This is a genomic window from Dermabacter jinjuensis (assembly GCF_902381725.1).
Taxonomy (GTDB): Bacteria; Actinomycetota; Actinomycetes; order Actinomycetales; family Dermabacteraceae; genus Dermabacter; species Dermabacter hominis.
In genome coordinates this window covers 645,829-670,536 of sequence record NZ_LR698963.1, presented here as the reverse complement: position 1 = coordinate 670,536, position 24,708 = coordinate 645,829, and the positions used below count along the sequence as shown (strand labels likewise).

General features: G+C 61.5%; 14 protein-coding genes and 2 tRNA genes. 4 read left to right on the top strand and 12 right to left on the bottom strand.

Annotation, left to right across the window (positions count from 1 at the left end):
* Both FXY94_RS10770 and FXY94_RS03005 read right to left on the bottom strand, forming a co-directional pair.
* On the bottom strand, positions 1–1,895 hold a 1,895-nt coding region (locus FXY94_RS10770; RefSeq protein WP_016663545.1), incomplete at its 3' end, for a YPDG domain-containing protein.
* 456 nt (positions 1,896–2,351) lie between these two features.
* Positions 2,352–5,222 (bottom strand): Cna B-type domain-containing protein, encoded by a 2,871-nt coding sequence (locus FXY94_RS03005; RefSeq protein WP_016663544.1) that lies wholly within the window; start codon positions 5,220–5,222, stop codon positions 2,352–2,354.
* Positions 5,223–5,648: 426 nt separating this feature from the next.
* Between FXY94_RS03005 and FXY94_RS03000 the strand changes: the two genes are divergently transcribed.
* The gene (locus FXY94_RS03000) at positions 5,649–6,026 is read left to right on the top strand and encodes an iron chaperone (RefSeq protein ID WP_016663543.1); all 378 of its coding nucleotides are present in this window, start codon (positions 5,649–5,651) and stop codon (positions 6,024–6,026) included.
* Positions 6,027–6,099: 73 nt separating this feature from the next.
* Here the strand turns inward: FXY94_RS03000 and FXY94_RS02995 are convergent, their stop codons facing one another.
* The gene (locus tag FXY94_RS02995; protein WP_016663542.1) at positions 6,100–7,737 is read right to left on the bottom strand and encodes an ABC-F family ATP-binding cassette domain-containing protein; all 1,638 of its coding nucleotides are present in this window, start codon (positions 7,735–7,737) and stop codon (positions 6,100–6,102) included.
* 58 nt (positions 7,738–7,795) lie between these two features.
* Between FXY94_RS02995 and FXY94_RS02990 the strand changes: the two genes are divergently transcribed.
* Positions 7,796–9,058 carry a GNAT family N-acetyltransferase gene (locus FXY94_RS02990; protein ID WP_016663541.1) on the top strand — a complete coding sequence of 421 codons (1,263 nt, stop codon included), beginning with the start codon at positions 7,796–7,798 and terminating at the stop codon, positions 9,056–9,058.
* A 48-nt stretch (positions 9,059–9,106) separates the two neighbouring features.
* Here the strand turns inward: FXY94_RS02990 and FXY94_RS10765 are convergent, their stop codons facing one another.
* The 5 genes from FXY94_RS10765 to FXY94_RS02975 form a co-directional block, all read right to left on the bottom strand.
* Positions 9,107–9,277, bottom strand: coding sequence for a hypothetical protein (locus FXY94_RS10765; RefSeq protein ID WP_016663540.1), 171 nt, complete (start codon positions 9,275–9,277; stop codon positions 9,107–9,109).
* Positions 9,278–9,321: 44 nt separating this feature from the next.
* Entirely contained in the window at positions 9,322–10,602 is a 1,281-nt protein-coding gene (locus tag FXY94_RS02985; protein WP_016663539.1) for an ATP-binding protein, read from the bottom strand.
* A gap of 195 nt (positions 10,603–10,797) precedes the next feature.
* A tRNA-Ala gene (locus FXY94_RS02980) sits at positions 10,798–10,870 on the bottom strand.
* 7 nt (positions 10,871–10,877) lie between these two features.
* Positions 10,878–11,006 carry a DLW-39 family protein gene (locus tag FXY94_RS10970; RefSeq protein WP_016663538.1) on the bottom strand — a complete coding sequence of 43 codons (129 nt, stop codon included), beginning with the start codon at positions 11,004–11,006 and terminating at the stop codon, positions 10,878–10,880.
* Between the two features lie 19 nt (positions 11,007–11,025).
* Positions 11,026–11,099 (bottom strand) — tRNA-Ile (locus FXY94_RS02975).
* A gap of 653 nt (positions 11,100–11,752) precedes the next feature.
* Between FXY94_RS02975 and FXY94_RS02970 the strand changes: the two genes are divergently transcribed.
* Positions 11,753–12,202, top strand: coding sequence for a MarR family transcriptional regulator (locus FXY94_RS02970; RefSeq protein ID WP_016663537.1), 450 nt, complete (start codon positions 11,753–11,755; stop codon positions 12,200–12,202).
* A 265-nt stretch (positions 12,203–12,467) separates the two neighbouring features.
* The gene (locus FXY94_RS02965) at positions 12,468–12,905 is read left to right on the top strand and encodes a hypothetical protein (protein WP_016663536.1); all 438 of its coding nucleotides are present in this window, start codon (positions 12,468–12,470) and stop codon (positions 12,903–12,905) included.
* A 321-nt stretch (positions 12,906–13,226) separates the two neighbouring features.
* Here FXY94_RS02965 and FXY94_RS10965 read toward each other — a convergent pair whose 3' ends face one another.
* The 4 genes from FXY94_RS10965 to FXY94_RS02945 form a co-directional block, all read right to left on the bottom strand.
* Positions 13,227–13,979: a DUF3566 domain-containing protein gene (locus tag FXY94_RS10965; protein ID WP_016663535.1), complete on the bottom strand. Its 753-nt coding sequence runs from the start codon at positions 13,977–13,979 to the stop codon at positions 13,227–13,229.
* A 22-nt stretch (positions 13,980–14,001) separates the two neighbouring features.
* Complete coding sequence (gyrA, locus tag FXY94_RS02955; protein ID WP_016663534.1) at positions 14,002–16,632, bottom strand: DNA gyrase subunit A; 2,631 nt, start codon at positions 16,630–16,632, stop codon at positions 14,002–14,004.
* 71 nt (positions 16,633–16,703) lie between these two features.
* Positions 16,704–18,779, bottom strand: coding sequence for a DNA topoisomerase (ATP-hydrolyzing) subunit B (gene gyrB, locus FXY94_RS02950; protein ID WP_016663533.1), 2,076 nt, complete (start codon positions 18,777–18,779; stop codon positions 16,704–16,706).
* 599 nt (positions 18,780–19,378) lie between these two features.
* Positions 19,379–24,649, bottom strand: a complete 5,271-nt coding sequence (locus FXY94_RS02945; RefSeq protein WP_016663532.1) for a S8 family serine peptidase — start codon at positions 24,647–24,649, stop codon at positions 19,379–19,381.
* Positions 24,650–24,708 lie beyond the last annotated feature (59 nt).

Sequence of the window (24,708 nt, the reverse complement as noted above, 5' to 3'; positions counted from 1 at the left end):
TTCGACTTATCCGGGAACTTAACGGAGATCTCACCGGTGTTCTCATCAATCTTGACCTCATAGCCCTCAGGAGCAGTGAAGCCGTCAGTGATCTTAAACTCCGAACCCTCAGGAGCCTTAGCCGAGCTACCGTCCTTGCCAGTGAACGACGGGGACGACTTGGTCTCCTTGCCAGGAACAACCAGCTTGTCCTCATACGCAGGCTCGTAAATGTCTGCGTCGGGGTTCTTGTCGGTCACGAGGACGGACCATGCGGCGACATCGTTTCCGCCCGAGACTACGACGACGTTGAAGATATCGCCCTTCTTTGCATCCGCGGGGATGCCGAAGGTGCACGCCGCAACCTGAGCTTTAACGCTCTTGGACTGATCGAGATCGCAGGTCTTGACAACCTTGCCGTTCTTATCGCGCCACTCAATCTTCGACGGCAGATCCGACAGGTCACCTTTGAACTCAGGGGTCACCGTGGTGCCCGGGGCAGCCGGCTTGTCGATTGCGTTGTAGTCCGCCGTGATCGACACCGGGCTATACGGCATGAGCGCGTAGTTGACGTTGTAAATCCTGTTTCGCGAGATATCCGGGGTAAGAACGTTCGGCGCAGGAACCGCTGAAGGACGGAAGTTGCCACCCGCTGTGAACCGCTGGAAGACCGGAGTGTGGAAGCCGGTGTAACCGTGCTGAACAACACCATCCTTGTTTTCCACCCACAGGAACATATGGTCAACGTTGAGGTTATCCCTCGACTGCTGTGTGGCGGTCTGACCATCATTGAATCGCAGCGTATAGCGACCTTCCGCGTCCGTTGTGCCAGAAACGGTCTTGAGGATGTACTCGGGGTGGTCCTCGAGCATCTTCTTGGTGGCCTCAGCCAGCTTGTCCGGGTCGTTCTTGTACTGCTCGTGCAGTTTCTGGTTCGCCGCTGCACCATCCTTGGTGAGGGTGGACGCGTACACGGTGTAGCCGTCAGCGGCTGGGTCGGCAGTGTTCTTGCTCGGTCCCGTGGCCACAATGCCCTTGTCCAGGCCACCCGTTTCGAGCCACACGCGACCTGAAACAGAGTTCCACGGATTTTGACCATCGATGAACCCGTTCGAGTCATGCTCGATTTTCGCGGCTCCGGTTTCATCACGGGCGACCATATACGAGTTTTCGTGGCTCGGAGCGGCTTCCTGCAGGAACGCCGCCATCAGCTGGATGTTGCCGTCAGCCGCAGCAAACGAGCCGAGCGGGGCTTCCACCAAACCATTGAAAGAACCGGGCACGAAACCGTTGGCCTGGCGGAACATCTCGACACGGTTGCCGCGTTTGTTGGTGAAAGGCTCAACCCAGATGCGGTGCTTCTGGTCAGTACGTGCGGCCCAGGTGTGCTCTTTGCCGAACTTATCGGTCCAGGTGATGCCCTTATTGCCCGTACCGAAAGCGAAGGTGCCCTTACCGCCGTTACCGCCGACAACACCGGGGAGGGTGTGGGTCTTCGCACTGAAGATCGGCGAGTAGGAGCCGTCCTTGTCGCGGAACTGCGCGTAGACCGTGACGCCATCCATCGGGATGTTGCCGTTGTCGATGGTCGAGCCAGGGTTGCCCTTGGGGCTGGTCAGGTAAACGTGACCCGAGATGAGACCCTTGCCAACACCGTGAGCGTCGGTAAGGTTGGCAGCCTTGGTGACGCGACCGCTTTCGATCATGTCAGCATCAATGATCTGGTCCTGTGCAGGCTCATTGGCCATCGGGGCGAAGCTCGGTGCAGTCTGAGCCGGCTGTGCGGCCATGGCACGGTCGAGACCGCTAGCGGTGAAGCTCGGCGCCATGCTGGTCACCAGAGCCAGGGTCAGAGCAGCTGATCCAATACGCAAGGGCTTGCGATAAAAAGCCTCGTGCGACTTTCGTTCAACCATGAGTGAGGGGTCCTCTCGTGATTTCTCAAGGGATTTAAGAGCATGAGATTGGCTCCGTAACGAGAAGCAAGAACGAGCACGCAGAAGTACATCGCAAAACGTCGCCCGCAACTCAATAACGAATGTTACTCATATGAAACGCTCGAGGTGAGCCTATAACGCCGTAGGAGCGCGCCGCAAACATATTCTACTTTTGCAGTACCTGCTGGTGGCGGTCCGGTCCGCCCAAGCCACGTGTACTCGAGGAGAGCCTCGACGGTGGTGGGAGTCGCACGCTCGATGCCGAGGCATCGCCTCACTATCCGGCACAACACCTACCGTAAAGGATTTCGCCGCTCGCAATTGCGCCACTCCAGCCAAGCGCGACACGTCCCAGGGAAAATACGCAAATGGCCCCCGGGACTCATGTGAGTTCCGGGAGCCACGTGCGTTCAGAACGCTATACACCCACTGGTTTTAAGCCTTCCGACGCTCGACCAGCACCACGCCGATTCCCATGAAGACCAATGCCAGGGCCGCGACTACGCCTACCTCAACACCCGTGCGAGGCAGTGGCAGACGAGGCTCCCCGGGCGTTGCCTGCGCGGGCGGTGTTGACGGCGGCTCCGGCGGCGTGACCGGTGGTGTGGGAGGCGTCGACGGTGGTGTGGGAGGGGTCGACGGAGGCGGGGTCTGCGTATTCGTGATCGTGAAACCACTTGCCGCATCGCCCATCACCTTCGAGGTGAAGCCCTCAACATTCAGCTCTTCAACCGAATAAGTGACATCAACCTTCTTGCCGTCAACAAGCTTCCACTGCGGAAGATCGTTAAACGAATACTTCCAGCCGTTCTCCGCATTCAGCTCAACAGGATCACCCACCGGCGACTTCTCACCGACAGTCGACTCCAAGAGCTGCACCTTCACCGGCACCGTGGAATCCGCATCAAGCACACTGCCATCGGCGGACTTCCACACCTTCGTCGCATCAACCGACGTGACGGGCGGCGGTGTCTGAGTGTTCGTGATCGTGAAGCCCTTCTCAGCGTCACCAGTCACCTTCGACGTGAAACCGTCGACCTCAAGCTCCTCAACCGAGTAGGCGATGTCAACCTTCTTACCGTCCACAAGCTGCCACTCAGGCAAATCCTTGAACGTATGCGTCCACCCGCTTTCGGCATTCAACTCGACCGGCTCGCCAACGGGGCTTGTCTTCCCGTCAACGGTCTTCGTCAACTGAACCTTCACCGGCATCGTCAACACCGGATCAAGATCCTCACCATCAAACGACTTCCAAACCTTGTTCACCGAGACCTCGGTCGTGGGCGGTGTCGGCGGAGTCTGCGTATTCGTGATCGTGAAGCCCTTCTCAGCGTCACCAGTCACCTTCGAGGTGAAGCCCTCAACCGCTACTTCCTCAACGGTGTACGAGACGGGAACTTGCTCACCGTCAACGGTCTTTGACTTCGGCAGATCCGTGAACGTGTACTTCCACTCGTTCTCGCCGTTCAACGTGACGGGGTGGCCCACGGGGAACTTCTCGCCATCAACCGAAGCCCAAAGCTGGACCTTGACCGGAACCGTAGACTCACTCGCAAGCTGGCTACCGTCGGACCCCTTCCACTCTTTCTTCACCTCAATAGTGGTGGATTCCGGGGTGCCGAAAACCACGCCACCGTTTGACCCGATTCCGCCCCCGCGTGGAGCCTTATTCTTCGAAATGGTGAGTCGCGCCCACGACCGTGCGGCATCCTTCGCTTGAGCGTTCGCGACTGTCTTCAAACCTTCGTTCGAGATCGACGTTCGGTAGTCGCTCGAATCATCAGAATCCCGCGCGGTCCCGTCAAACACCTGCTTCTTCCCGGGGTTCTCGGGATCGAAGCGATCGGACGAGTACGAACCATCCTTGTAGTACGCGGGAATTCCGCCACCAAGCATGCGCGAATCCAAGCGCACACCGGCCTTGCTTGCGGTCCCGTAGTTGTCATGGGCAATGTCATCGCCCCATTGGTCACTGGCTCGCTCCCGGCTCGCAATGTTCTCAAACACCGCGGCGCCGTTCGTCACGTGCATCGTCAGATTGCCGGTTGGGCAAAGCCAAATACCGCCGCCAAAGGCCACTCCCCTATCCGAAGTTGCCTCGTTCTCGGTGATAAGAGCGTCCTTGAAATGAGCGGCATACGACTTGGTCGCAATGTAGACGCCACCGCCCTGCTGCCTTGCCTCATTGCCTTCGATGAGGCCCGCGTTCACGTGCACGCCGTTTGACACCACGTTGATGCCGCCCCCGGTACGAGAGGCAGTATTGCCCGTGATTGAGCCGCCGTTCATCGTGAAGCTGCCCGGTGAGACCTTCGTCCATTCCTCGGGAGTAAAACCGCAAGCTTTTCCGTCACCAGCAACTTCAGCCCAGGTACCGCTCGCTCCCCACACATACAAATCCATGGCGTTTACGCCGCCACCGTTCGATGCGTAGTTATCTTTGATGGTGCCACCATTCATCGTGACGTCGGCGTTGCCAAAGACATTGATGCCGCCGCCACCGAACGCGGCGCTGCCGTTGGAGATTTCACCGCCATTAATATCGACGCGTGCGCGCGTTGCCGCAGTGTCCTCCTTAGAGCACACGGACTGCTGCCAATTGAAGGCGTTGATATTGCCAACCCAGCCGTGATTGTCAGTAATTTTCCCGCCGTTCACGGTCAGGTGAGCGCCATCGAAAACGCCGATGCCACCCGTTTCGCCGTAGGCGTCAGAGGTTTCCGTTCGGCCCTTGGAGATCTCTCCCCCGTTCATGACCATCGTCGCGCCCTTGTAAAGTGCCACGTTCGCGGCACCGTACTGCGTGGAGGATGCGGAACCGAGTTTTCGCTGGTTGTCCGTGACCGAACCACCGTTGAGGGTAAATTTCGCGTCTTCACCCGTGACGGTGACCGCGCCTTCATAACTCCCCGTAAGCTTTCGCGCCCCCGTGATGCTTCCTTCGTTCATCACAAGTTCGCCGCGCACATCCACAGTAGGGGCGAACGACGAGCCTTTGACCACGTGTTCATACTGGGCACGCGAGTCGATAATGAGTCGCTCATCGTTGCTACTCGGATCTTGCGAAAGCGTGAGCTTCGCGCCCTTTTCCACCCTAATAAGGCTGCCGGTGAAAGACCCATCGGCACGGATGATTCTCGAATCACCGAAGGGGAGCCGAAGAGTATTCACAAACTCGATGTCCGCCCCCGCCGGGATCACGAGCGTCTTCGATAGTTCAACGTCAGCGCCATTGCCGATCTCAATCCGCGACGGGATCGTGCCCGCTTCTTCCACTAGCGCCCGGAGCTGCCCCTCCTCGCACATGTGGGAGCGCCCCTCCACATAACACTTCAATACTTGCCGGTTCACGGCTTGCGGCTCCCCCACCGCCGCCGACGGAAAGCTCACCATCCCCGCCAACATCAACAACAAAGTTAGACACGCTGCCACAAAAGGCGCCCCAGGGTGGGCGCGAAGTTCGCTCTTCAAGGCTCCAACTCTCTAGGCAAGGCGCTGATGACCCGCGACCGGGCAGCCGCGCCGTAAAGAATAATGCTGTCATTAACAGTACGCCCAGGTCAGCGAGACTTCAGGGCCCTTAGGCCATAGCAGGTAAGGAACCGTCAGGCCCTGCGGCGCGCACATGCGCGGCACTCCCTCACGTGGCGGGGCCGAGCCACGCGTGTTGCCGATCGCAAGAGGCGCAACGGTGTGGCACGTCGATACTGCGTCCCCCACTAGGGTGGAGGCATGGCGATCACAACCTTGACGGAATTCCTCGAGACGGTGCCCGAGGGTCCTAAGCGCGATCGCATGGTCGAAGTGCTCGACTGGGTTGAGAACACCTACCCCGAGCTCGAGAGGCGAATCGCGTGGAGCACGCCCATGTTCACGCATCACGGCACGTTCATCGTGGGATTCTCGGCAGCAAAACTGCACATGTCGGTCTCCCCCGAAAAAGCCACGATGGAACACTTCGAAGAGTTCATGGAAAAGCGCGACACCGACCGCACCGCAATGCTCGCCCGCCAGCCGTGGAATAAACCTTTCGATTACAAGCTGCTCGCAAAGTTCATCGACTACCAAATCGCCACGAAAGCGAACGTGAAGAGCTTCTGGCGGCCCTAGCGCGTGGATCTTAGCTCGAGGCTGAAAACGCGCGAGGCCAACGAAGGCGGCATCGGGTCGGGCGTCCTCAGACTCATGCTTGCGCAGAGTGAAGCTCGAGGCGCCGCCCCTCCCAATGGTCGATGAGCCAGCGGTCGTGGCTCGCGATGATGAGCGTCCCCGTCCATTCGCTCAAGGCTCGCTCGAGCGCTTCAATGGTGTCGAGGTCGAGGTAGTTTGTGGGCTCGTCGATCACGAGGAACGACGGCGCCTCGTGAAGCGCGAGGGCAAGCTGCGCACGGCGTTGATTTCCGGCGGAGAGCTCGTTGACGCGCGTGCGCCACATGGAGGGGTGCAGCATTCCCGATCCGCGCTCCCCGATCCCCTCGGTCCACACCTCGCGCGTGAAGCCTGGATCGCCCATGCGCGGCAGGCGTTGCGGCACGAATCCCACGGGCCGATCACACGACACGGAACCGTGTGCACTCGCGCTCGCAGGCGGCTCGCCCGTGGCAATCCAGGTGAGGAGCGTTGATTTGCCGGCGCCGTTACCGCCCGTGACGAGCAAGTGCTCGCCGCGAGACAAGTCGAGGGTGAGCGGCGCCAAGCGGCCTTCAACGGCGGCGGCGCGTGTGGAAAGGGCAAGGCCAGCGGCGTTCTGCGTGGGCGCGAGCGGGAACGTCAAGTCGTAAGAACGGGGCCGACGCACCTCTCGCTCCTCAAGCGCCTCAAGTCTCATGTCGTCGTTGCGCGTGCGCCGAGTTGAGGTGGCTTGCGCGCGATCGGCAAAGAACTTCTTTGCCTTACCGCTCGCCTCTGCAAGACGCACCCCTCCGCTCGCGATCGCCCCCGCCGCGTGCCGGTGCTCGCCAATCTCTCGCTTTTCGCTTTGCTGCGCCGCGTGAATCTGCGCATGTGCCTCGCGGGCCTTGTGCTTCGCCTCCAGGAACTTCGAATACGAGCCCGAGGTTCGATACACGCCGTGAAGCTCGTGCCCCTCGGCCGTCGCGAGCGCCTGCCACGTCGCAACGTCGAGGTCATAAATCGCCGTCGCAGTGTCCTCGATGAACGCGCGGTCATGGCTCGCTATAAGAACAGGCCCCTCCCACTGGCGCACGGTGCGCGCGAGAAAAGCCACGCCCTCCGCGTCGAGATGGTTCGTGGGCTCGTCGAGAATGAGCGCCTCGGGTCGCGCGATGAGCATCGCCGCGAGCGGGAGCTTCCCGCGCTGACCGGGGGAAAGTGTTACCACTTCACGTTCGCGGCCCTCCCCAGCGAGCATCGGAAGGCCGAGCCCCGCAAGCACTTCATCGATGCGTGACTCAAGCGACCACACTTCGCGCGCGGTCATTTCCGCGAGCAGCGCGTCATATTCGCGCACGTCACCGGAGCTTTCACCCGCAGCTTCCGCCATGTGCGCTGTAACTTGCTCGAATCTCGCAGAAAGGGCACGAACGGGCGCGAGTGCCTCATCGAAATACTCGCTTACGCGCCCCGTGAAGTTTTCTGCCGACGGAGGCTGGCAAGCGTCGGACCCCATTCCTTCCCACGTGACCGCACCACCTTCGGGCGATAGTTCCCCGAGTGCGAGCCGAAGAAGGGTCGTTTTGCCGCACCCGTTCGGACCCACGAGGCACGCGCGCTCCCCCGAACCCACGCGAAAGCTCACGCGCTCAAGAAGCGGACGCGAGGAAAACGAGAATGAGACGGAATCAAAAACTAAAGCAGCCATGACACCTCCCGTTTTTGGCCTCAGATCCTCCAAACCCTACTTTGCTAGTGTCACTCGCGTGAATCTCAAGTATGAAACCCATCACGTCACGAGCTCGAATCCCGACGACCACCCCTGGTATCCCGCCTGGCTCACCGCCGTCCAGCAGGGATTCCACGACCCCTACCCCTCGCAGAAGTTCCTCGAACACCAGCTGAAAATCGACGCGGAACGCAAGGCGACCGCCCGCACGGTTCTCGACGACGACCGCCGCAAGTACGGTCTCGGCAAGGATGTTCCCGTTGCGACCTTCATGGATTACACGGGCGAACTCAACGTGGGCGGCAAGGTCATCGACTGCCACCAGATCAGCGAAGTCACCGTGCTCGCCTCCCACCGCCGCCAGGGCATCGCGACGACCCTCATGACCGAGTCGCTCGCCGAGGCGAAGAAGAAGGGCCTCGCCGTTGCCGCCCTCACCGCGACCGAAGCCGCGATCTACGGGCGCTTCGGCTTCGGCCCCGCAATCTTCAGCACGTCGGTTGAACTGCATGCCGGCTCGGGCTTCAGCGTTTCCGCGCCCATCACCGGCACGTGTGAATACATCGACGTCACGCAGCTCGCCGAAGCCTCCCGCTTCGTGTTCGACAAGTTCCACGCGCGCCAAACCGGTTCAATCAATCGCTGCGCGCCCGAAATGGAGATCCGCAACGGCTCGATCGACAAGCCCACGCGCGAGCCCAACAACAAGACCCGCGCGATCGGCCACTGGAACGAGAAAGGTGAGCTCGACGGCTACGCGACGTGGCGCCTTGAAAGCCGCGGCGGCGCCCTCGACGTGATCGACTTCGTGCCCTGCAACACCGACGCGAGCATCGCGATGTGGGCGTTCCTCGGCTCGCTCGACCTCGTGCGCCGCGTGCGCTTCAACAACGCCCGCAACGACGAGCACCTCCCCTGGGCCCTCGCCGATCGCCGCCGCTACCAGATCAACGAGCACAACGACTTCCTGTGGCTGCGCGTGATCGATCCGAAGGCGCTGCTCGAGGCCCGCAACTACTACACCGAGGGCGACGTCACCTTCCGCGTGGTGGACTCGATGGGGTTTGCCGACGGCACCTGGCGCCTCACCGTGAAGGACGGCAAGGGCACGTGCGAGCCTTACGAGGGCGAGCCGCAGGTCGAGATCGATGTTCCGGCTCTCGGCTCGACTCTCCTCGGCGGCGTCAACATCCAGGCCCTCGAAACGGTGGGTTGGGTGCGCGGTGACGAGGACGCGGTCGACAAGCTCGGCATTCTCCTGCAGCGCCGCCGTGAGCCGTGGTGCGTGACCTACTTCTAATTGAGATGCATCCCGCCTGATGCTGCGGTGCAAAAGCCCTGGCGTACCTTAGCGACCGTTGGTCAGCTTATGCGCCAGGGCTTTGTCTTCAAGCTCCGCGGCGATACCGGTCGCACGGTCGAGATTCACGCGCGAGTTCCCCATATCAAAGCGCGAAAACGTCGGCTCCGGGGCGGCTGCGGTTGCGCTCCGCTGCTCGTCGTTCTGATTCGTAATCATGGGGTAATCCTATGTAGGGGCTTCTCGTGGCGAAATGGGCTGTTTTAAGGATGCTGCCAAAGACTCGAAACCGGCAGAACGTGGAGGGGGACTCCTCCGTTTTTCATGGTGACTGCGCGCGTTCCCGAGTACAGCACCACGCGCGCCGCGACTCGATCCTTGAAGGGAGCTGATCCCACATCAAGGTTTTTCCACGCGCGTTCCGTCACGGTTTCCGCCGCCTTCACTTCGATAAGAATCAACCGAGAATCGGCAAGTTCAACAACAATGTCGATCTCCTTATCCCGTTCGCGATAGTGGTGGAGGCTGAATCGCTCCCGTGACCAGGTCGATTGCGCTCGAAGCTGCGTCCCTACGAAAGATTCAAGCGTGGCCCCAAAAAGCTCCGCGCCGCCCGCGACGCGCGCCTTTTCGGGCGTGAGGCCAGACAAGAAGGCAGCAAGACCGGAATCGGCCACGGCGATCTTCGGGCGCTTGACCACGCGATTCGTGAAACCCACCCCCCAGCCGGGCGTGACATCAAGAAGGTACATGCGTTCAACGAGTGCCAGATATTCCCCAAGTGCCGTCTCGCCGATTCCGAAAGCCCGTGCGGTTTTCGCCTTCACGAGTTCCGATTGCCCCTGCTCCGCGACGTGCCGCAAGAGTGCTCGCAACTGGGAAGGGAACTGGCCTCCAGCGAGCTGAGGTGCATCATGCTCGACAAGCGAAGTGACATACGAATCGAACCACCGCGCTTTGCGACGCTCCCCTTCACGCTGCACGGGAACCGGGTAGCCACCAGCGAGGACCATGCCTCGAAGCTCATCGCCCCCGGAGTACGAGACGTTGCCGGCATTTGCTCCCGCCGCGTCATCAAGAATCCACGAGACCCAATCCTCGGGCTCTGGCCGTTCCATAATTTCGCCCGGCGTAAGCGGATACACGCGAAGAAACTCCGCGCGACCCGCGAGAGAATCAGAGACACCAGGGGTGCGCAGCAAATCGGACGACCCGGTGATCGCGAATCGTCCCGGGCGCCGGTCGGCATCGATCGTGCGTTTCAACTCAAGTGCGAGCGCCGGAACGCGCTGCGCCTCATCGACTACAAGGGTCTTACCTTGCGCCTGTTGTAAAAACGCTGCCGGGTCCGCTTCCGCGAACGCTCGCTCAAGTGGATCATCGAGGGTGACCATATGAGCGCGTTGTGGATCAACAGCCTGCCCCACGAGCGTTGATTTCCCCACCTGACGCGCACCCTGCACAACGAGCAGAGGCGAGTCCTCGAGGATCTCCCGCGCAATCGACACCGCGTGCCGGGGAATGTGGGTGTTTACCGAGTTCATGCGCCTATTCTATGCGCCTCCATGCAGAAAAAGCGAGGATTTGCCAACCTATTTCCGGGGATTCGCCACTCTCTATACGGGGATTTGCCACCCAATTTCCGAGGATTTACCACCTCGGTTTGGCACCACCGGTCACGCGTATCAAGGCATGAAGAAACCCCAGGCCGGCTCTAGGCCTTCCTGGGGTTTTATTTGTGGAGCTAACGGGACTCGAACCCGTAACCCCCTGCTTGCAAAGCAGGTGCGCTACCAATTGCGCCATAGCCCCCGGTATGTCAGCGGGTCTGCTCCTCGGCGTCTTGCCAAAGATCATCCCTCAACTGTTTTTCTTCAACTTTCCGCCAGGCGAAGAGGCCAACGGCGGTGGAGGCGATGAGCATGAGAAGTGCGCGTAGATACTTCACGGTGCCTCCGTTCGTTGAGTGGGCCTAGCTGGACTTGAACCAGCGACCTCTGTCTTATCAGGACAGCGCTCTAACCGACTGAGCTATAGGCCCTCCTGGAGCAACTTGCGCAACTCCAACGAAGAAACACTCTAACCCAGTTCAGGCCCCTCACACAAACGCTTAGTGGCACGTGTAGGGCATGCCACACGACGCGACCGACGGGGCACCGACGGTCAGGCGCGTTTACGTTCAGGATCAGCGTTCGCGCGGATAACACGGAGGATTCGGCTCCCGCCGTCAAACACGGAAAACCCCGCGAGGTCACGCAGGCGCACTCGGCCGAGTTCGAGCATTGGGAGGATGACGTCCACCTACCAGTCATCTCCGGCGACATCCTCGAGCAGATCGGCGCGGGCGACGACGAGGGGGAGGCTGGTACGGCCAAGCAGGCCCGACGCTTGCCTTGCTTAGCAGGTCGCCAAGTGTGAGCGCGTCGTGGGGGTCTTCGGCACTGAGGTCGTTCAACATATCAATGCCGCGCCCGAGCGCCACGCGATGCTCGAAAATGGGCTGGGTAGGCGATTTTGAAGAGATCCTTCGACGGTTTGTCGGTTTCGGCTGAAGAATTCGAAGTTACTGCGAAGACACTGTTCATTTTCTTGCCCACTACATACGTACCCCGTCCACCTGATGAAGCACGAGCGCTTGACAAAGGGGCAGCCTAACACCAAGATATAAGTACACTAATATTTCGGAGGTGGGGCATGCCATCAGTACTCGAATCCGTTGCACGCGCCCGGGGCATGCAGCACCTAGCCGATCTCGACTTCAAGCGAAGTGTGCTCATCGCTAAATCGCAGGGGAAGACCCAGGCGGAGATTGCGCGCGCAGCCCGCATGTCGCAATCGGCCGTCTCGCAGCACCTCAAGCAGATGCGCGACATCGCGTTCCCACCCGGCGGTTTCGCCGGCGCATCGCCGCTGGAAATCTGCGAACGTTACGCCGCCGGTCAAATCTCCAGCGAAGACCTCAAATCCCAACTCGTGGCGTGGAACTTCACCCCGTTCCCGCAACCGTCGGATATTTTCGATGACGGTCCCCTTCCTCCACCAGGAACCTGGGCCGAAGTGGAGGAAGCTCTTTCGTACGGCTACCTCAGCGAAGAGCTGTACGAAGCAATCCTCGACGAGCGCGAAGCTCGCGGGCTGGACTAACCACCACGCCGAGAGGATCCGACGGACCCCCAAGAGCAAATGGACCCGGTGGGGAGGAACGCAGTGCGCTCGCCAAAGTTGCCGATGTGGCCGCTGGCCACTACTAAGCCACTCGCCAAGCGCAGCTAAATCTCTAACATCACCAGCTTCACGTCCCGCACGAGCGTCTTGTCCCTCCAACCGGCACATCGACGCCACCGAAATCCTTGCGCGTGCGCCAGCCGTCTCCTAAAATATAGACAAACCTATATTGGGGGTGGGTTTCATGAATGCTCGTCAGAGAATTAGACGAGCGCGCATCGCGCGCGACATCGCAGAACTCGACCTTCAACGCGCCCTCATCCAAGCTGCACAAGACGGCGTGAGACAAGTCGATATGGCAGCAGCAGCCCAAATGGCGCAGCCATCAGTGTCGACCCGTCTTGCACACGCATCGCGGGCGCCACAAGCCACCAAGGGCTTCAGCGGAGCTGACCCTTACGAAATCGCCCAGCGCTACCACCTCGGATACATCAGCGAAGGACAGCTCATGGATGAACTCTCGCGATGGGAGTACCTGCCAGAGCCCGAACCTGAGCACATTTTCGACGATGGCGGCCCCAACCCTCCCGGAACCTGGGACGATGTCGTGAGAGCACATCGAAACAAGCTCATTAGCGACGAACAGTACAACAAACTCCTCAAGCTCGACGACGAAGCGTAGCCTTCCCTCGACAGGCTTAGGGACAGACATGGCCATGCGCCTCAATCAGGACCGCCAGGTAAATCGTTAGCGACCACCCGAGTAACGATGTAACTGAACTTCCCGCCACGTGGATCCGGAAACTCCATCCGGTCGCCTTCGTAGACCGTGTTCTCGGTACCTAAGCTCGATTGGACTATCAGTGAAGCGTGCTTTCCGCTCGGCATTGTCCTGAAGATCATCCAGGCGCCGCAAAAACAGCAGGTACGCGAGGGCGATCCGCGCGACCCATTGCAAAAGGGCCAGGCTCCGAAAAGCCTGGCCCTTTCCTCACGACAGGAATTAATTATCCGTCAGCGTGACCTTCAAGCCGCCGAGCAGCGAGGCCACGATGTTGTACAGAAACGCAAACAGCGTACCGAGCGCGGTAATGAGGATGACGTTGAGGACGGCCACGATCACCGAGTACGAAAGCATCTTGGAGAACTCGAAGTACTCCAAGAACGGCAGCGGCTTGCCGCTGTTGAAGTCAGTACCGATCTGGTTGATCTGATCCCACAAGCCGATCGCATCGACGATCTGCCACAGAAGAGCCACCGCGACCACGAGCGCAATACCGAACGCAATCGCCACGAGGAACGACAGCTTCATGACGCTCCACGGATCAAGCTGCGAAAGCGTGAGCTTAACGCGGCGACCTCCCTGGCGCGGCACCTCTTGCGCCTGCGCGGCGTCATGGGCGCCGGGAACGGGTCGGCCGGCAGGCTGGTGGGTCGTGCGGCTACGCGGCGCCGGCTGGGCGCCCATCGGCGCACCGTTCGGCTGACCGGGGTTCGCGCCACGGTTCTGGCCGGCGGATTTTCCGCCATAGCTCTGCCCGCCACCTACGTGTGCCTCCTGGGCACCGGGTGCCTGGGCATTCTTCTTGGTGCGAGAGGTCGACTTCGGCGCTTCGCCTTCGCCGCTCTTGATCGCGTCGATGCGGCTCGTGACGCCCTCCGAAAGCGCGTCGGTGGCATTGCGGGACTCGGCGCTCTGTTCGAGCCCGCCCTGCTTCGCGATCGGCTGGGTCTTATCGTCGCTAGTGGAACTCACGGTGTTCTCCTCGCTCATTCGATCAGTCCGAGACTACGGCATCGCCGGCATCATCACTGCCAGCTTCGTCGGCCTCGTCGTCATCCGGCTCACTTTCCTTGAACACGTTGACGAGGATGATCGAGTCTTTCTGGTCGGGCTTTGCGAAGACAACGCCCATGGTGTCACGGCCCTTGGACGGCACGCCCGCGACGGAGGACCGCACGACCTTGCCCTTCTCCATGAGCACGAATACTTCATCGGTTTCTTCAACGATCGCGGCGCCCACGAGGTGACCGCGGTCGTTGGGGAGCTTCGCCACCTTAATGCCAAGGCCACCGCGGCCCTGCACGCGGTACTCGTCGATCGAGGAACGCTTCGCGAAACCGGAATCGGTCACGGTAAACACGAACGTGTCGGGGTGAGCGACATCCATCGCGAGAAGCTCATCATCGCCACGGAACTTCATGCCGGTCACGCCGCCCGTGACGCGGCCCATCGGGCGCAAAACGTCGTCGGAAGCGGGGAACCGCACGCTCTGGCCGTTCTTCGAGACGAGCAACAGGTGATCGTCACTGTTGACCGCGCGAGCCGCCACAAGCTCATCGGTGACGAGGGAACCGTCGGGCCCCTCAAACTCACGCAGGTTGATCGCGATCAGGCCGGCGCTGCGGTTCGAATCAAACGCGCTCATCGCGGTCTTCTTCACGATGCCGTGCTTCGTGGCGAGCACGAGATATTCGGCTTCGTCGTAGCCGCCGATCACGAGCACGGAGCGGATCGTCTCATCAGGCTGGAATTCGAGAAGGTTCGCGATGTGCTGGCCCTTCGAGTCGCGCGGCGCCTCGGGAAGCTCGTAGCCCTTGATGCGGTACACGCGGCCGAAGTTCGTGAAGAACAACAACCACTTGTGGGTCGTGGTCGTGAAGAAGTGATCCACGACGTCGTTCTCGCGCAGGCTCGCACCGCGCACGCCCTTGCCGCCACGCTTTTGCGCACGGTATTCGTCGGTCTTGGTCCGCTTGACCCAGCCGCCGCGCGTGATAGTGACGACCATGTCCTCTTCGGGGATGAGATCCTCAACGGACACATCGCCATCGAACGGCACGATCTGGGTGCGGCGCTCATCGCCGTACTTCTCGACGATCGCCTCAAGCTCCTCGCTCACGATTTCGCGCTGGCGCTGCTCGCTGCCAAGGATCTCTTCGTACTCGAGGATGAGCGCGGCGAGACGATCGTGCTCCTCCGTGATCTTCTGACGCTCGAGGGCAGCCAGTCGACGAAGCTGAAGCGCAAGGATCGCATTCGCCTGGATCTCGTCGATGTCCAGAAGCGCGATAAGGGCCGTACGAGCCTCGTCCACGTCAGGCGAGCGGCGAATGGTCGCGATGACCTCGTCGAGGGCATCGAGCGCCTTGAGGTAACCGCGGTAGATGTGGATCTGCTCTTCCGCCTTGCGCAGGCGGAAGCGGGTGCGGCGCACGATGACGTCGATCTGGTGCTTCGTCCACTCACGCACGAACGAGTCGATCGAGAGGGTTCGCGGCACGTCGTTGACGATCGCGAGCATGTTCGCGGAGAAGTTCTCCTGAAGCTGCGTCTGCTTATACAGGTTGTTGAGCACAACCTTCGCCACAGCATCACGCTTAAGGGTGAGCACGAGGCGCTGGCCGGTCTTACCGGAGGTTTCATCGGTGATGTCGGCGATGCCCTGGAGGCGGCCGGCCTTGACGAGCTCCGCAATCTTGCGCGCGAGGTTGTCGGGATTGACCTGGTAGGGAAGCTCGGTCACGACGAGCGCGAGACGCCCGTTGATCTCCTCGGTCTTGACGACGGCACGCTGCGTGATCGAGCCGCGACCCGTGCGGTACGCCTCCTCGATCCCCTTACGACCCGTGATCGTCGCGCCATTCGGGAAATCGGGGCCCTGGATACGCTCGATACACGCCTCGAGAAGCTCTTCCTTCGTGGCCTCAGGATTCGTGAGCAGCCACTGAACGGCAGAGGCCACCTCGCGCAGGTTGTGCGGCGGGATGTTCGTGGCCATACCCACGGCGATACCGGCCGAGCCGTTCACGAGAAGGTTCGGGAAACGCGCCGGCAAAATCACGGGCTCGTCGACGGTGTTGTCGTAGTTGCCCGTCATGTCGACGGTGTCTTCGTTGATGTCGCGCACGAGCTCGAGGGCGAGCGGCGACATCTTGCACTCGGTGTACCTCGAGGCGGCGGCGCCGTCGTCACCCGCGGAGCCAAAGTTACCCTGGCCAAGGATGAGCGGATAGCGCATGTTCCACGGCTGCACGAGGCGCACCATCGCGTCATAGATCGCGGAGTCGCCGTGCGGGTGGTAATTACCCATAACCTCGCCAACGACCTTCGCGCACTTGCTGAAGGAACGCTCGGGGCGGTAGCCGCCGTCGTACATGCCGTACACAATGCGGCGGTGCACGGGTTTGAGGCCGTCGCGCACATCGGGAAGTGCACGCCCCACGATCACGCTCATCGCGTAATCGAGGTAGCTCTTTTGCATCTCCTTGTTCAGATCAACCTGGAAGATCTGATCGCCCTCATCCTCGTCGATCGCGTCGACGGTGGTGGTGAGGCCCTGCGGGATCGCGTGTTCGAGATCCTCGGCGCTCTTCGGGCCCTGGTCCTCGATGTTCTCGTCGCTCATGTCCTTCTCCCCTACTCTTCCTCGCGTGAATGCTCTCTCAATAACCGCTGCTTACCCCTCGGGGCACCGGTTTAGATATCGAGGAAGCGCACGTCCTTCGCGTTTTCCTGAATGAACCGGCGACGCGCATCGACGTCGTCACCCATAAGCACGCTGAACACCGCGTCGGCGTCGGCGGCCTCGTCCATCGTCACCTGCTTGAGGGTGCGAAGGTCCCGGTCCATCGTGGTGGTTTGCAGCTCGCGCCAGTCCATCTCGCCGAGACCCTTGTAGCGCTGGATGCCGTTGTCCTTCGGGATGCGCTTACCGGCCGCGCGGCCCTCTTCGAGCTTGCGGTCGCGCTCCGCATCGCTGAACACGTACTCGTGTGGCGCGTTCGTCCACTTGAGGCGGTACAGCGGCGGCATCGCGATGAAGACGTGCCCGAGCTCGATGAGCGGGCGCATGTACCGGAACAGCAGCGTGAGCAGAAGCGTGCAAATGTGCTGGCCGTCAACGTCGGCATCCGCCATGAGGATGATCTTGTGGTAGCGCAGCTTCGTGGGATCGAAATCCTCACCAATGCCCGTGCCGAACGCCGTAATGAGCGAACGCACCTCCGCGTTGTCGAGAGCGCGATCAAGCCGCGCCTTTTCGACATTAAGGATCTTGCCGCGGATCGGGAGGATCGCCTGGGTCTTCGGGTCGCGGCCCGAAACCGCCGAACCGCCTGCCGAGTCACCCTCGACGATAAAGATTTCGCTGATCGCGGGGTTGCGGCTCGAGCAGTCGCGAAGCTTGCCGGGCATCCCGCCCGTTTCAAGCGGCGACTTGCGGCGGGTCGCATCGCGCGCCTTGCGGGCTGCCTCGCGGGCCGCGGCCGCCGACTGCGCCTTCGTGACGATCGTCTTCATCTCATTCGGGTGGGCCGACGCCCAGTCCGCGAGCTTGTCGGTCATCACCTTCGACACGAACGTGCGCGCGATCGTGTTACCGAGCTTGGTCTTCGTCTGGCCCTCGAACTGAGGCTCGCCGAGCTTGACGGACACAACGGCCGTGAGGCCCTCGCGGATGTCTTCGCCCGTGAGGTTCGCGTCCTTTTCCTTCATGAGGTTGTTCGCTCGCGCGTAGCGGTTGATCACGCCGGTGAGCGCGCTGCGGAAGCCTTCTTCGTGCGTGCCACCCTCGTGCGTGTTAATCGTGTTCGCGTACGTGTGCACCGATTCCGAATACGCGGAGGTCCACTGCATCGCGATCTCCACGGAGATCATGTGGTCGGTGTCTTCGCTCTCGAAGCTGATGATCTCCGGGTGGATCACCTCGGCACGCTTCTGCTTGTTGATGTACTTGACGAAATCCTCAAGGCCCTGCTCGTACAGGAACGTCACGGACTTCGTCTTGGGCTTCTCCGCGGTGTCGGCGCCAGCCTCGGTGGGGCGCGCCGCATCGTTGATGCCATCGTTTTCGTCGACATCCTGGTCGAGATTGTCGAGATCGGGAAGATCATCGTCAACGGGATCCTCGACCGGGCGGTGATCGGTGAGCGTGATCTTGAGGCCCTTGTTGAGGAAGGCCATCTGCTGGAAACGCTTACGCAGCGTCTCGAACTCGTACTCGGTGGTCTCGAAAATGTCACCGTCGGCCCAGAACGTCACGCTCGTGCCGGTCTCGGTGGTTTCCTCACCCTTTTCGAGCGGGGCGTTCGGCACGCCGTGCGTGTACTGCTGGCGCCACACGTAACCGTCACGCTTAATTTCGACCTCGAGGCGCTTCGAAAGCGCGTTCACGACGGACGAGCCCACGCCGTGCAGACCGCCCGAGACCGCGTAGCCGCCGCCACCGAACTTGCCGCCCGCGTGGAGCACCGTCAGCACGAGCTCAACGGCGGGCTTCTTCTCGGTGGGGTGCATCGCCACGGGAATACCGCGACCATCGTCGATCACGCGCACGCCGCCGTCCTCGAGGACGTCCACGGTGATCTCACTCGCGTAGCCCGCGAGCGCCTCATCAACCGAGTTGTCGACGATTTCGTACACGAGGTGGTGCAGGCCGCGCTCGCCAGTCGAACCGATGTACATGCCTGGGCGTTTACGAACCGCCTCGAGGCCTTCGAGGACGGTGATGTCCGAGGCGTCGTAATGCGGTGCGTTTTCCTGGGCTTCGCTCACGAAGGAATCTCCTTGATGGTCAACGCCGGGTCGGTTGAGCCCGGGTGTGAGGATCGAGGGCCCGTAAACCACGACGACCCCTGTGTAGGGGACCAGGCCCACCGTGGGGGCCCGTGGCCTCTCAGGGCCGTTTGCGGGCCGCTGAGCGAGTCTCGACCACTCTCAACCCTCAAATTTTACCGCACAGCATCGGTGAAAGTGCGTTCATGCGTACAGATCGAGGTGGCGTGTGTCGGGCGGCACAACCCCTCCCCCCTTGAATTGCATAGGGGTTGTGGGGGTTTGGGCGACCGACAACTTCGAATTGCATAGGGCTAACGGGGGTTTGAACCACCCGGCGGTGCGGAGTGGGCCGGGGCGGACCGGAGCAGGACGGGGCGGAGCGGACCGGGCCAGACCGAAATAACCCCCACAACCCCTATGCAATCCAAAGGGGCGGGGCGGAATAACCCCCACAACCCCTATGCAATTCAAAGGGAAAAAGGTGGGGTGCGGAGTCCGACGCTTGCCGGCCTCCAGCACCCCACCATTTCTCGGCCCGTTTCCGAGCCACATCAGGGCCTTACACCATCACAGCCCTGTTCTCCATTCGCTGCTCCCTACTTGCCGCCTCTGCGGCGAGCAACAACGACGGCCACCACGCCACCGAGCACGATGAGCGCCGCAACACCCGCGGTAGCCGCGATCTCCGCACCCGTGCGCGGCATATGCGAACCGCGATGAGAGGAGGCATCCTTCGACGGAATCCTCGACGGACCTTCGGCCGAGGAACCGTCGGGCTTACCCGGGGCCTGAGAACCCTCGCTGCCACCCTTCACGGGCGGCTTACCGGGGTTCCTCCCGCCATCGGTATCCGGGTTCGCGGGGCGCTCGGGAGCGTCATCGCCCGGGTTCGCCGGGTTCTCCGGAGTGCTGGGCTCGGGCGCCTTCTGCTTCTCGGTAATGGTCACCGTCACGACTCGCACAACCGAGCGGCCGTCGGCATCCGTCGCGACGAGCGTGACCTTCTGCTCGCCTGGCACGAGAACCGTGCCGGGAGCGAGCGCGAGAGTCGTGTCGCCGTCCTTGAACGCCGAGCCGTCGTCGGTCACCGTGAAGTGGCTGAGCACCGTCTTCGCGGCGGCTGCCTGGTCAGCGAGCGCACCGTGCTCGACCTCGAAGGCCACCGTGTCGGGTCCTTCGATCACGGCATCGTCGTCGACGATAAACGTCGTGGTGTGCGTCGTGACGTTGCCGGCAAGATCCGTCGCCTTCACGCTTGCCGTGTAGAAACCAACCGGAAGATCGGCCGTCTTGATTCTCGTGCCGAGCCGGGTTTGCGCGGTGCTTGTCTCGGTGCCATCCACGACGGTCGTCGGCTCAGGCACGCTCCTATCGCCTGCATCGGAAGCCGCCTCTTCAGCATTCACGCTGTTCGGGGCGACCTCGCCAGCATTATCGCCGTCGGTCGTCTCGGGCGGCGCGAGCACGCCGTCGATCGTTGCGGCCTTGCTCGTCAGCTCGGTGTCCTCGTTGTAGATCTCCTTCCCGTTGAGGCTCACCGCGACGTTGGCGAGGTTTGGATCCTCGCCCCACGCTTCGAGCTCGCGCTGGTCGCGGATCACCTCCATGTCCTTGACGGTGTCGATGCCAACGGTGGGAGCCTCTTTGTCGACAACGACGGGAATGATCGCAACGAGTTCATTGCCCATCGAGTCGTTCGAGTACACGAGGAGCTTGTCGCCGTCGCGGACGGTGACGAGGTGCTCGAACTCCTGGCGATTAACCTCCTCACCGGGGTGGTTGTGCCGCACGAAGTCGGTCAGGTACTCGTTGTTGATCGCAAGGTAGTGACCCCAACCGTCATCGCTGATCGATCCCTTGAAGGTGACGTCATCGGTGTTCGTGTAGAGCGTGCCGCCCACGAGGCCAGGCTCCGTGAAGTGGAGGCTCGGCGGCTTGATATCCACCCATAGGCGGAACGAGCCACTGAACTGCTCCTCACCCTTGTCGTCCTTCACGATCTGGTGGAAATCGATGATTCCCACGTCGATCGGGAGGTCAACGCTGAACGTGTCGCCCTCGATCGTTGCGGCAATCGGCTCGTTCCTCGTGATCGTGCCGTCCTTCGCACGCGACGTCGGGATGAATTCGATCGAGCTCACGGGATCCTGGATCTTGCCGGTGAGGTGGAGAGTCTTTCCATCCTCACTTACGCCCTCGCTCTTCGAGCTGATATCGCACCAGTTCTCTTCCGCATTGCACGTCTCGATGTCGTAGGTCGGGCGAGCAAAGCCGTTGTCCTCGGGCTTCTCCTCGGGGGCGGGCGCCTCGCGGCCCTCGATCTCGACATCGAGGGTGCCCTCAGTGGCGCCATCGCTCGCCACCACGGTCACGACGGGAACACTCGGATCGACCTTCTCGGTGTACGTGAAGGTGCCATCCGGCTTGACCTCGACAGGTTCGTTGAAGATCCACGCCTTCAGGTTGGCATTCTCGCGCTCATCGGTAATCGTGCCGGAGAGCGTGAAGCTGCCGTCCTCGCCCACAACGAGCTTGCCATTGTCGTTGAGCGCGCTCTTGTCGATCGTGATGGTGGGCGCTTGCGCGTCCTGCTCGACCGTGATCGTGCGCCGTGCGACCTCCTTGCCGGAAGCGTCGTAGGCGATGACCTCGAGCGTGTACGGGTTCGGGCCCTTGTAGGCCTTATCGACGTACTCGAACGTGCCATCGGTAATCTTCGCGTCCTCACCATTCACGGTGACGCGGGAAACCTCGCCCTGGACAACGCCCGACACTTCGAGGGCACCGTCGGAATCCTTACCCACGTACGCGCTCTCCCCCTCGGGGATGCTGTGCCCGTTCACGTTGACGAACAAAGGCGCATCGCTGAACGTGACGATAGTGGAGGCCTCGTTGAAGCCGCGATCGACGGCGCCCACCGTGACGTACGGGGTTGCCGGATCGAACGTGGCGACGAAGCTGCCGTCGGCCTGCTTTTCGACCGTAAGCTGCTCCCCGCTCGCGTCGAGCACGATCGGATCGTCGAGGATGCCCGTGCCGCCCTGATTATCGACGGCCGTGAAATGCACGCGGCCCGGCTCCTTGTCGAGAATGTCGATCGTGGGTGCCGCGGTGTCCACCGTGAACGGCAGGTCCGTGATCTGCGGCTCGTAACCCTCGGCGATGCGTGCCTTGAGGCGGAACGTATAGGAGCCGTCGGCAAAGGGCGTTTGCTTACCCGTCGACTTATCCCACAGCGTGCCGTCGAACGAACGGCCCATGAACGTGAGGTCGCCGTCGAACGCGGTCGGCACCTTCGAGCCGATCATGCGTCGCAGCATCTCATCCTTGCCGAGGCTCGCGATAACCTTGCCGTTCGCGTCGAGAATCTCGTATTCGACCTCATCCGCGTTACGCATGAGCAGCATGCCCGGGGTCACCGTGTCGAGAACGCCGTCGCCGTTCGGGGAGAGCGCGAGCGGCTTCTCATCGGGGTTGTTGAGCTGGGTTGTGGCCTCACCGAGGGAACCCACGAGGTTCGTGTTGTCGGCGGGGCCATCCTCGATCCACGGCTTGCCCGGCTCCTGGATGATGTTCTCCTCATTCCAGTCACCCACGAAACCGAGGTAGGGAACGGCAATGTCAAGCGCGCCATTCTCGCCCTTGAACTGGGCCCAGCCCTCGATGAAGTGATTACCCGCAGCGGTGTGCGGGGTGAGGGTGAACTGCACCGTGGCGGTTCCGCCCGCGGGCACGGTCACGTTCGAGGCCGACGCCGCCAGGCTCTCATTCGAGACCGTGGCAAGAGTGGGCTTTCCCGCCTCATTCGTTTCCCCGAGCACCTTTTGTGCGGGGATGCTGAACGTGCGGTCCTGATCGCCGCGGTTCGTGAGCGTGACCGTGAAGGTCGTCGGCCCGTTGATCTGCTTCAGTGCGACGGCTGCCTCGCCGTCGACGGTAGCGGTGACGTCAGTTGCGAGCGCGCGATCGACCTCCGCGAGACCCGCACCGATCTGGCGAGGGAGGTACGGGGTGCCGTCCTCGTTTTCGAGGATCTTCGCGGTGTTCATGAGTGACGTTTCGATGAGCTCAACGCGTTCCTTGCCCGTGATGTCCGGGAAGCGCTCCTCGAACTTCTGCGTGAGAAGCGCGCTGAGGCCCGCGACATTCGGGGTCGCCATCGACGTGCCGCTCATGTTCTCGTACTCGTTTTCGCCGACGGTCGAGTACACGTTGCCGCCGATACCCGCGAGCTGCGGCTTGAATGACAGGTCGTTCGGGGTTCCCCACGAGGTAAACGAACTCGGCTCGAGACCGTCGGGAGCCGGATCCTGCTTGATCTGGTCCGTGAAGGTGACCGTCGCGTTCGGGTCTGCTTTAAGGGCGTCGATCAGCTGGTGGCCCTGCTCGTTCGTGAGGGCCGCACCGAAGGTCTTGAACTTGTCGATGCCCGCCATGCCGCGGTACCCCTCTTCGCCATCGCTGTTGAACACCATGACGCCTTCCGCGCCGTGGTCAAGGGCGTACTGGAACTTTTCCGCGAACGAAATCTCGCCGCGCGAAATGAGCGCGTACTTGCCCTTGAGGTCGATGCCGTCCTTGTAGTCCTCCGGGCGGCCGAGACCCACGTACTGATACGGGTGAGGCTTCGCGTCAGGCTCACCCACGCCCTCGAGGTAGCCGATATCGGTGCGCTCGCCGTTCGCCTCGAAATAAACAAGCGGAACACTCAGCGTCGAGTTATTCACCGAGGCGATCGAGAACGCGGAATCATTCGTCGAGGGGCTGCCCGCCGTACCGTCATCGAGGCGACCAAGCACGTCGTCCGGCCCACCTTCGAGCGAGAAGTTCTGCCCCTCATTACCGGCGGCCACGAGCGTGATCACACCCTCTTCGCGGGCCTTCTTCATGGCCTCATAGGCGCCGTCGGAAAGATCCGGGACACCGTTCGGGCTGCCAAGAGACATATTGATGACATCGGCCTTGAGCTTCACCGAGTCCTCGATCGCGGCGATGATGTCGCCATCATTCGCCCCCGAGGACTTCTTCGGGTCGTTCGAAAAGACCTTCATCGCAAGCAACTGCGCATTGGGTGCTGCGCCATCGATACGGCCCGTCGAGGCAAAGTCAGGGGTGTCCCCCTCGGAGCCATTCGCCGCGGTAATACCCGCGACGTGCTGGCCGTGCTGCGAATCGGTGAGGTCCATGACCTCGAAGTTGTCGTCCGCGTAGTTGTAGCCCGTCGGCACCTTCTCATTGAACTTGCCGGCCGCTTCGGGGTTGATGCTCGTGATCTTTGCGTTCTTGAAGACACCGTCGTCAAGGCGCATATCCGGGTGCTGGGCGTACACACCCGAGTCGATGATCGAGATCACCGTGCCCTCGCCGTCAACGCCGAAGTCCTTGTACGCCTGGGCAACACCCTGGAGCTCACGCGCCGAGTACTCGCTCTGGTAGTACACGCGCTCGCGGCGCACCGAGGCGACCTGCTTCTCGGTCGCGAGGTTTTGGATCTTGCCCTCGGGCATTTCGGCGCTGAAGCCATTGACGAGATACCCGAACTGTCGATCCACCTTCAGGCCGTACTTCGCCTTCCACGACTCAAGCAACTTTGCCTGGTTCGAAAGGCGGCTCTTCTCGCCGGATTCGCTCGGGGCCGACGGCTGCTCCTTCAGCATGACGACGACGCGCACGCGTTCGTTAGACACGGGGCGGGTGCCCCGCTTCTCACGCTGTTTCTGAATCGCCGCGCGCTGAATCTGCGAGATCGCCGACGCTGATTCGTGGTCATCGGTAGGTGCAGCGAGCGCTGCCGGGACGGCAAAACCCGCGGCGACAGCACTCACCGACAACGCGGCAAGAACTTTGCGCATAAAGCCTGGGGACACAGTGTTCTCCTTTGAATAAAACTGCGAGGAATCAAACCGAGAACACCGGGATCTGCAAC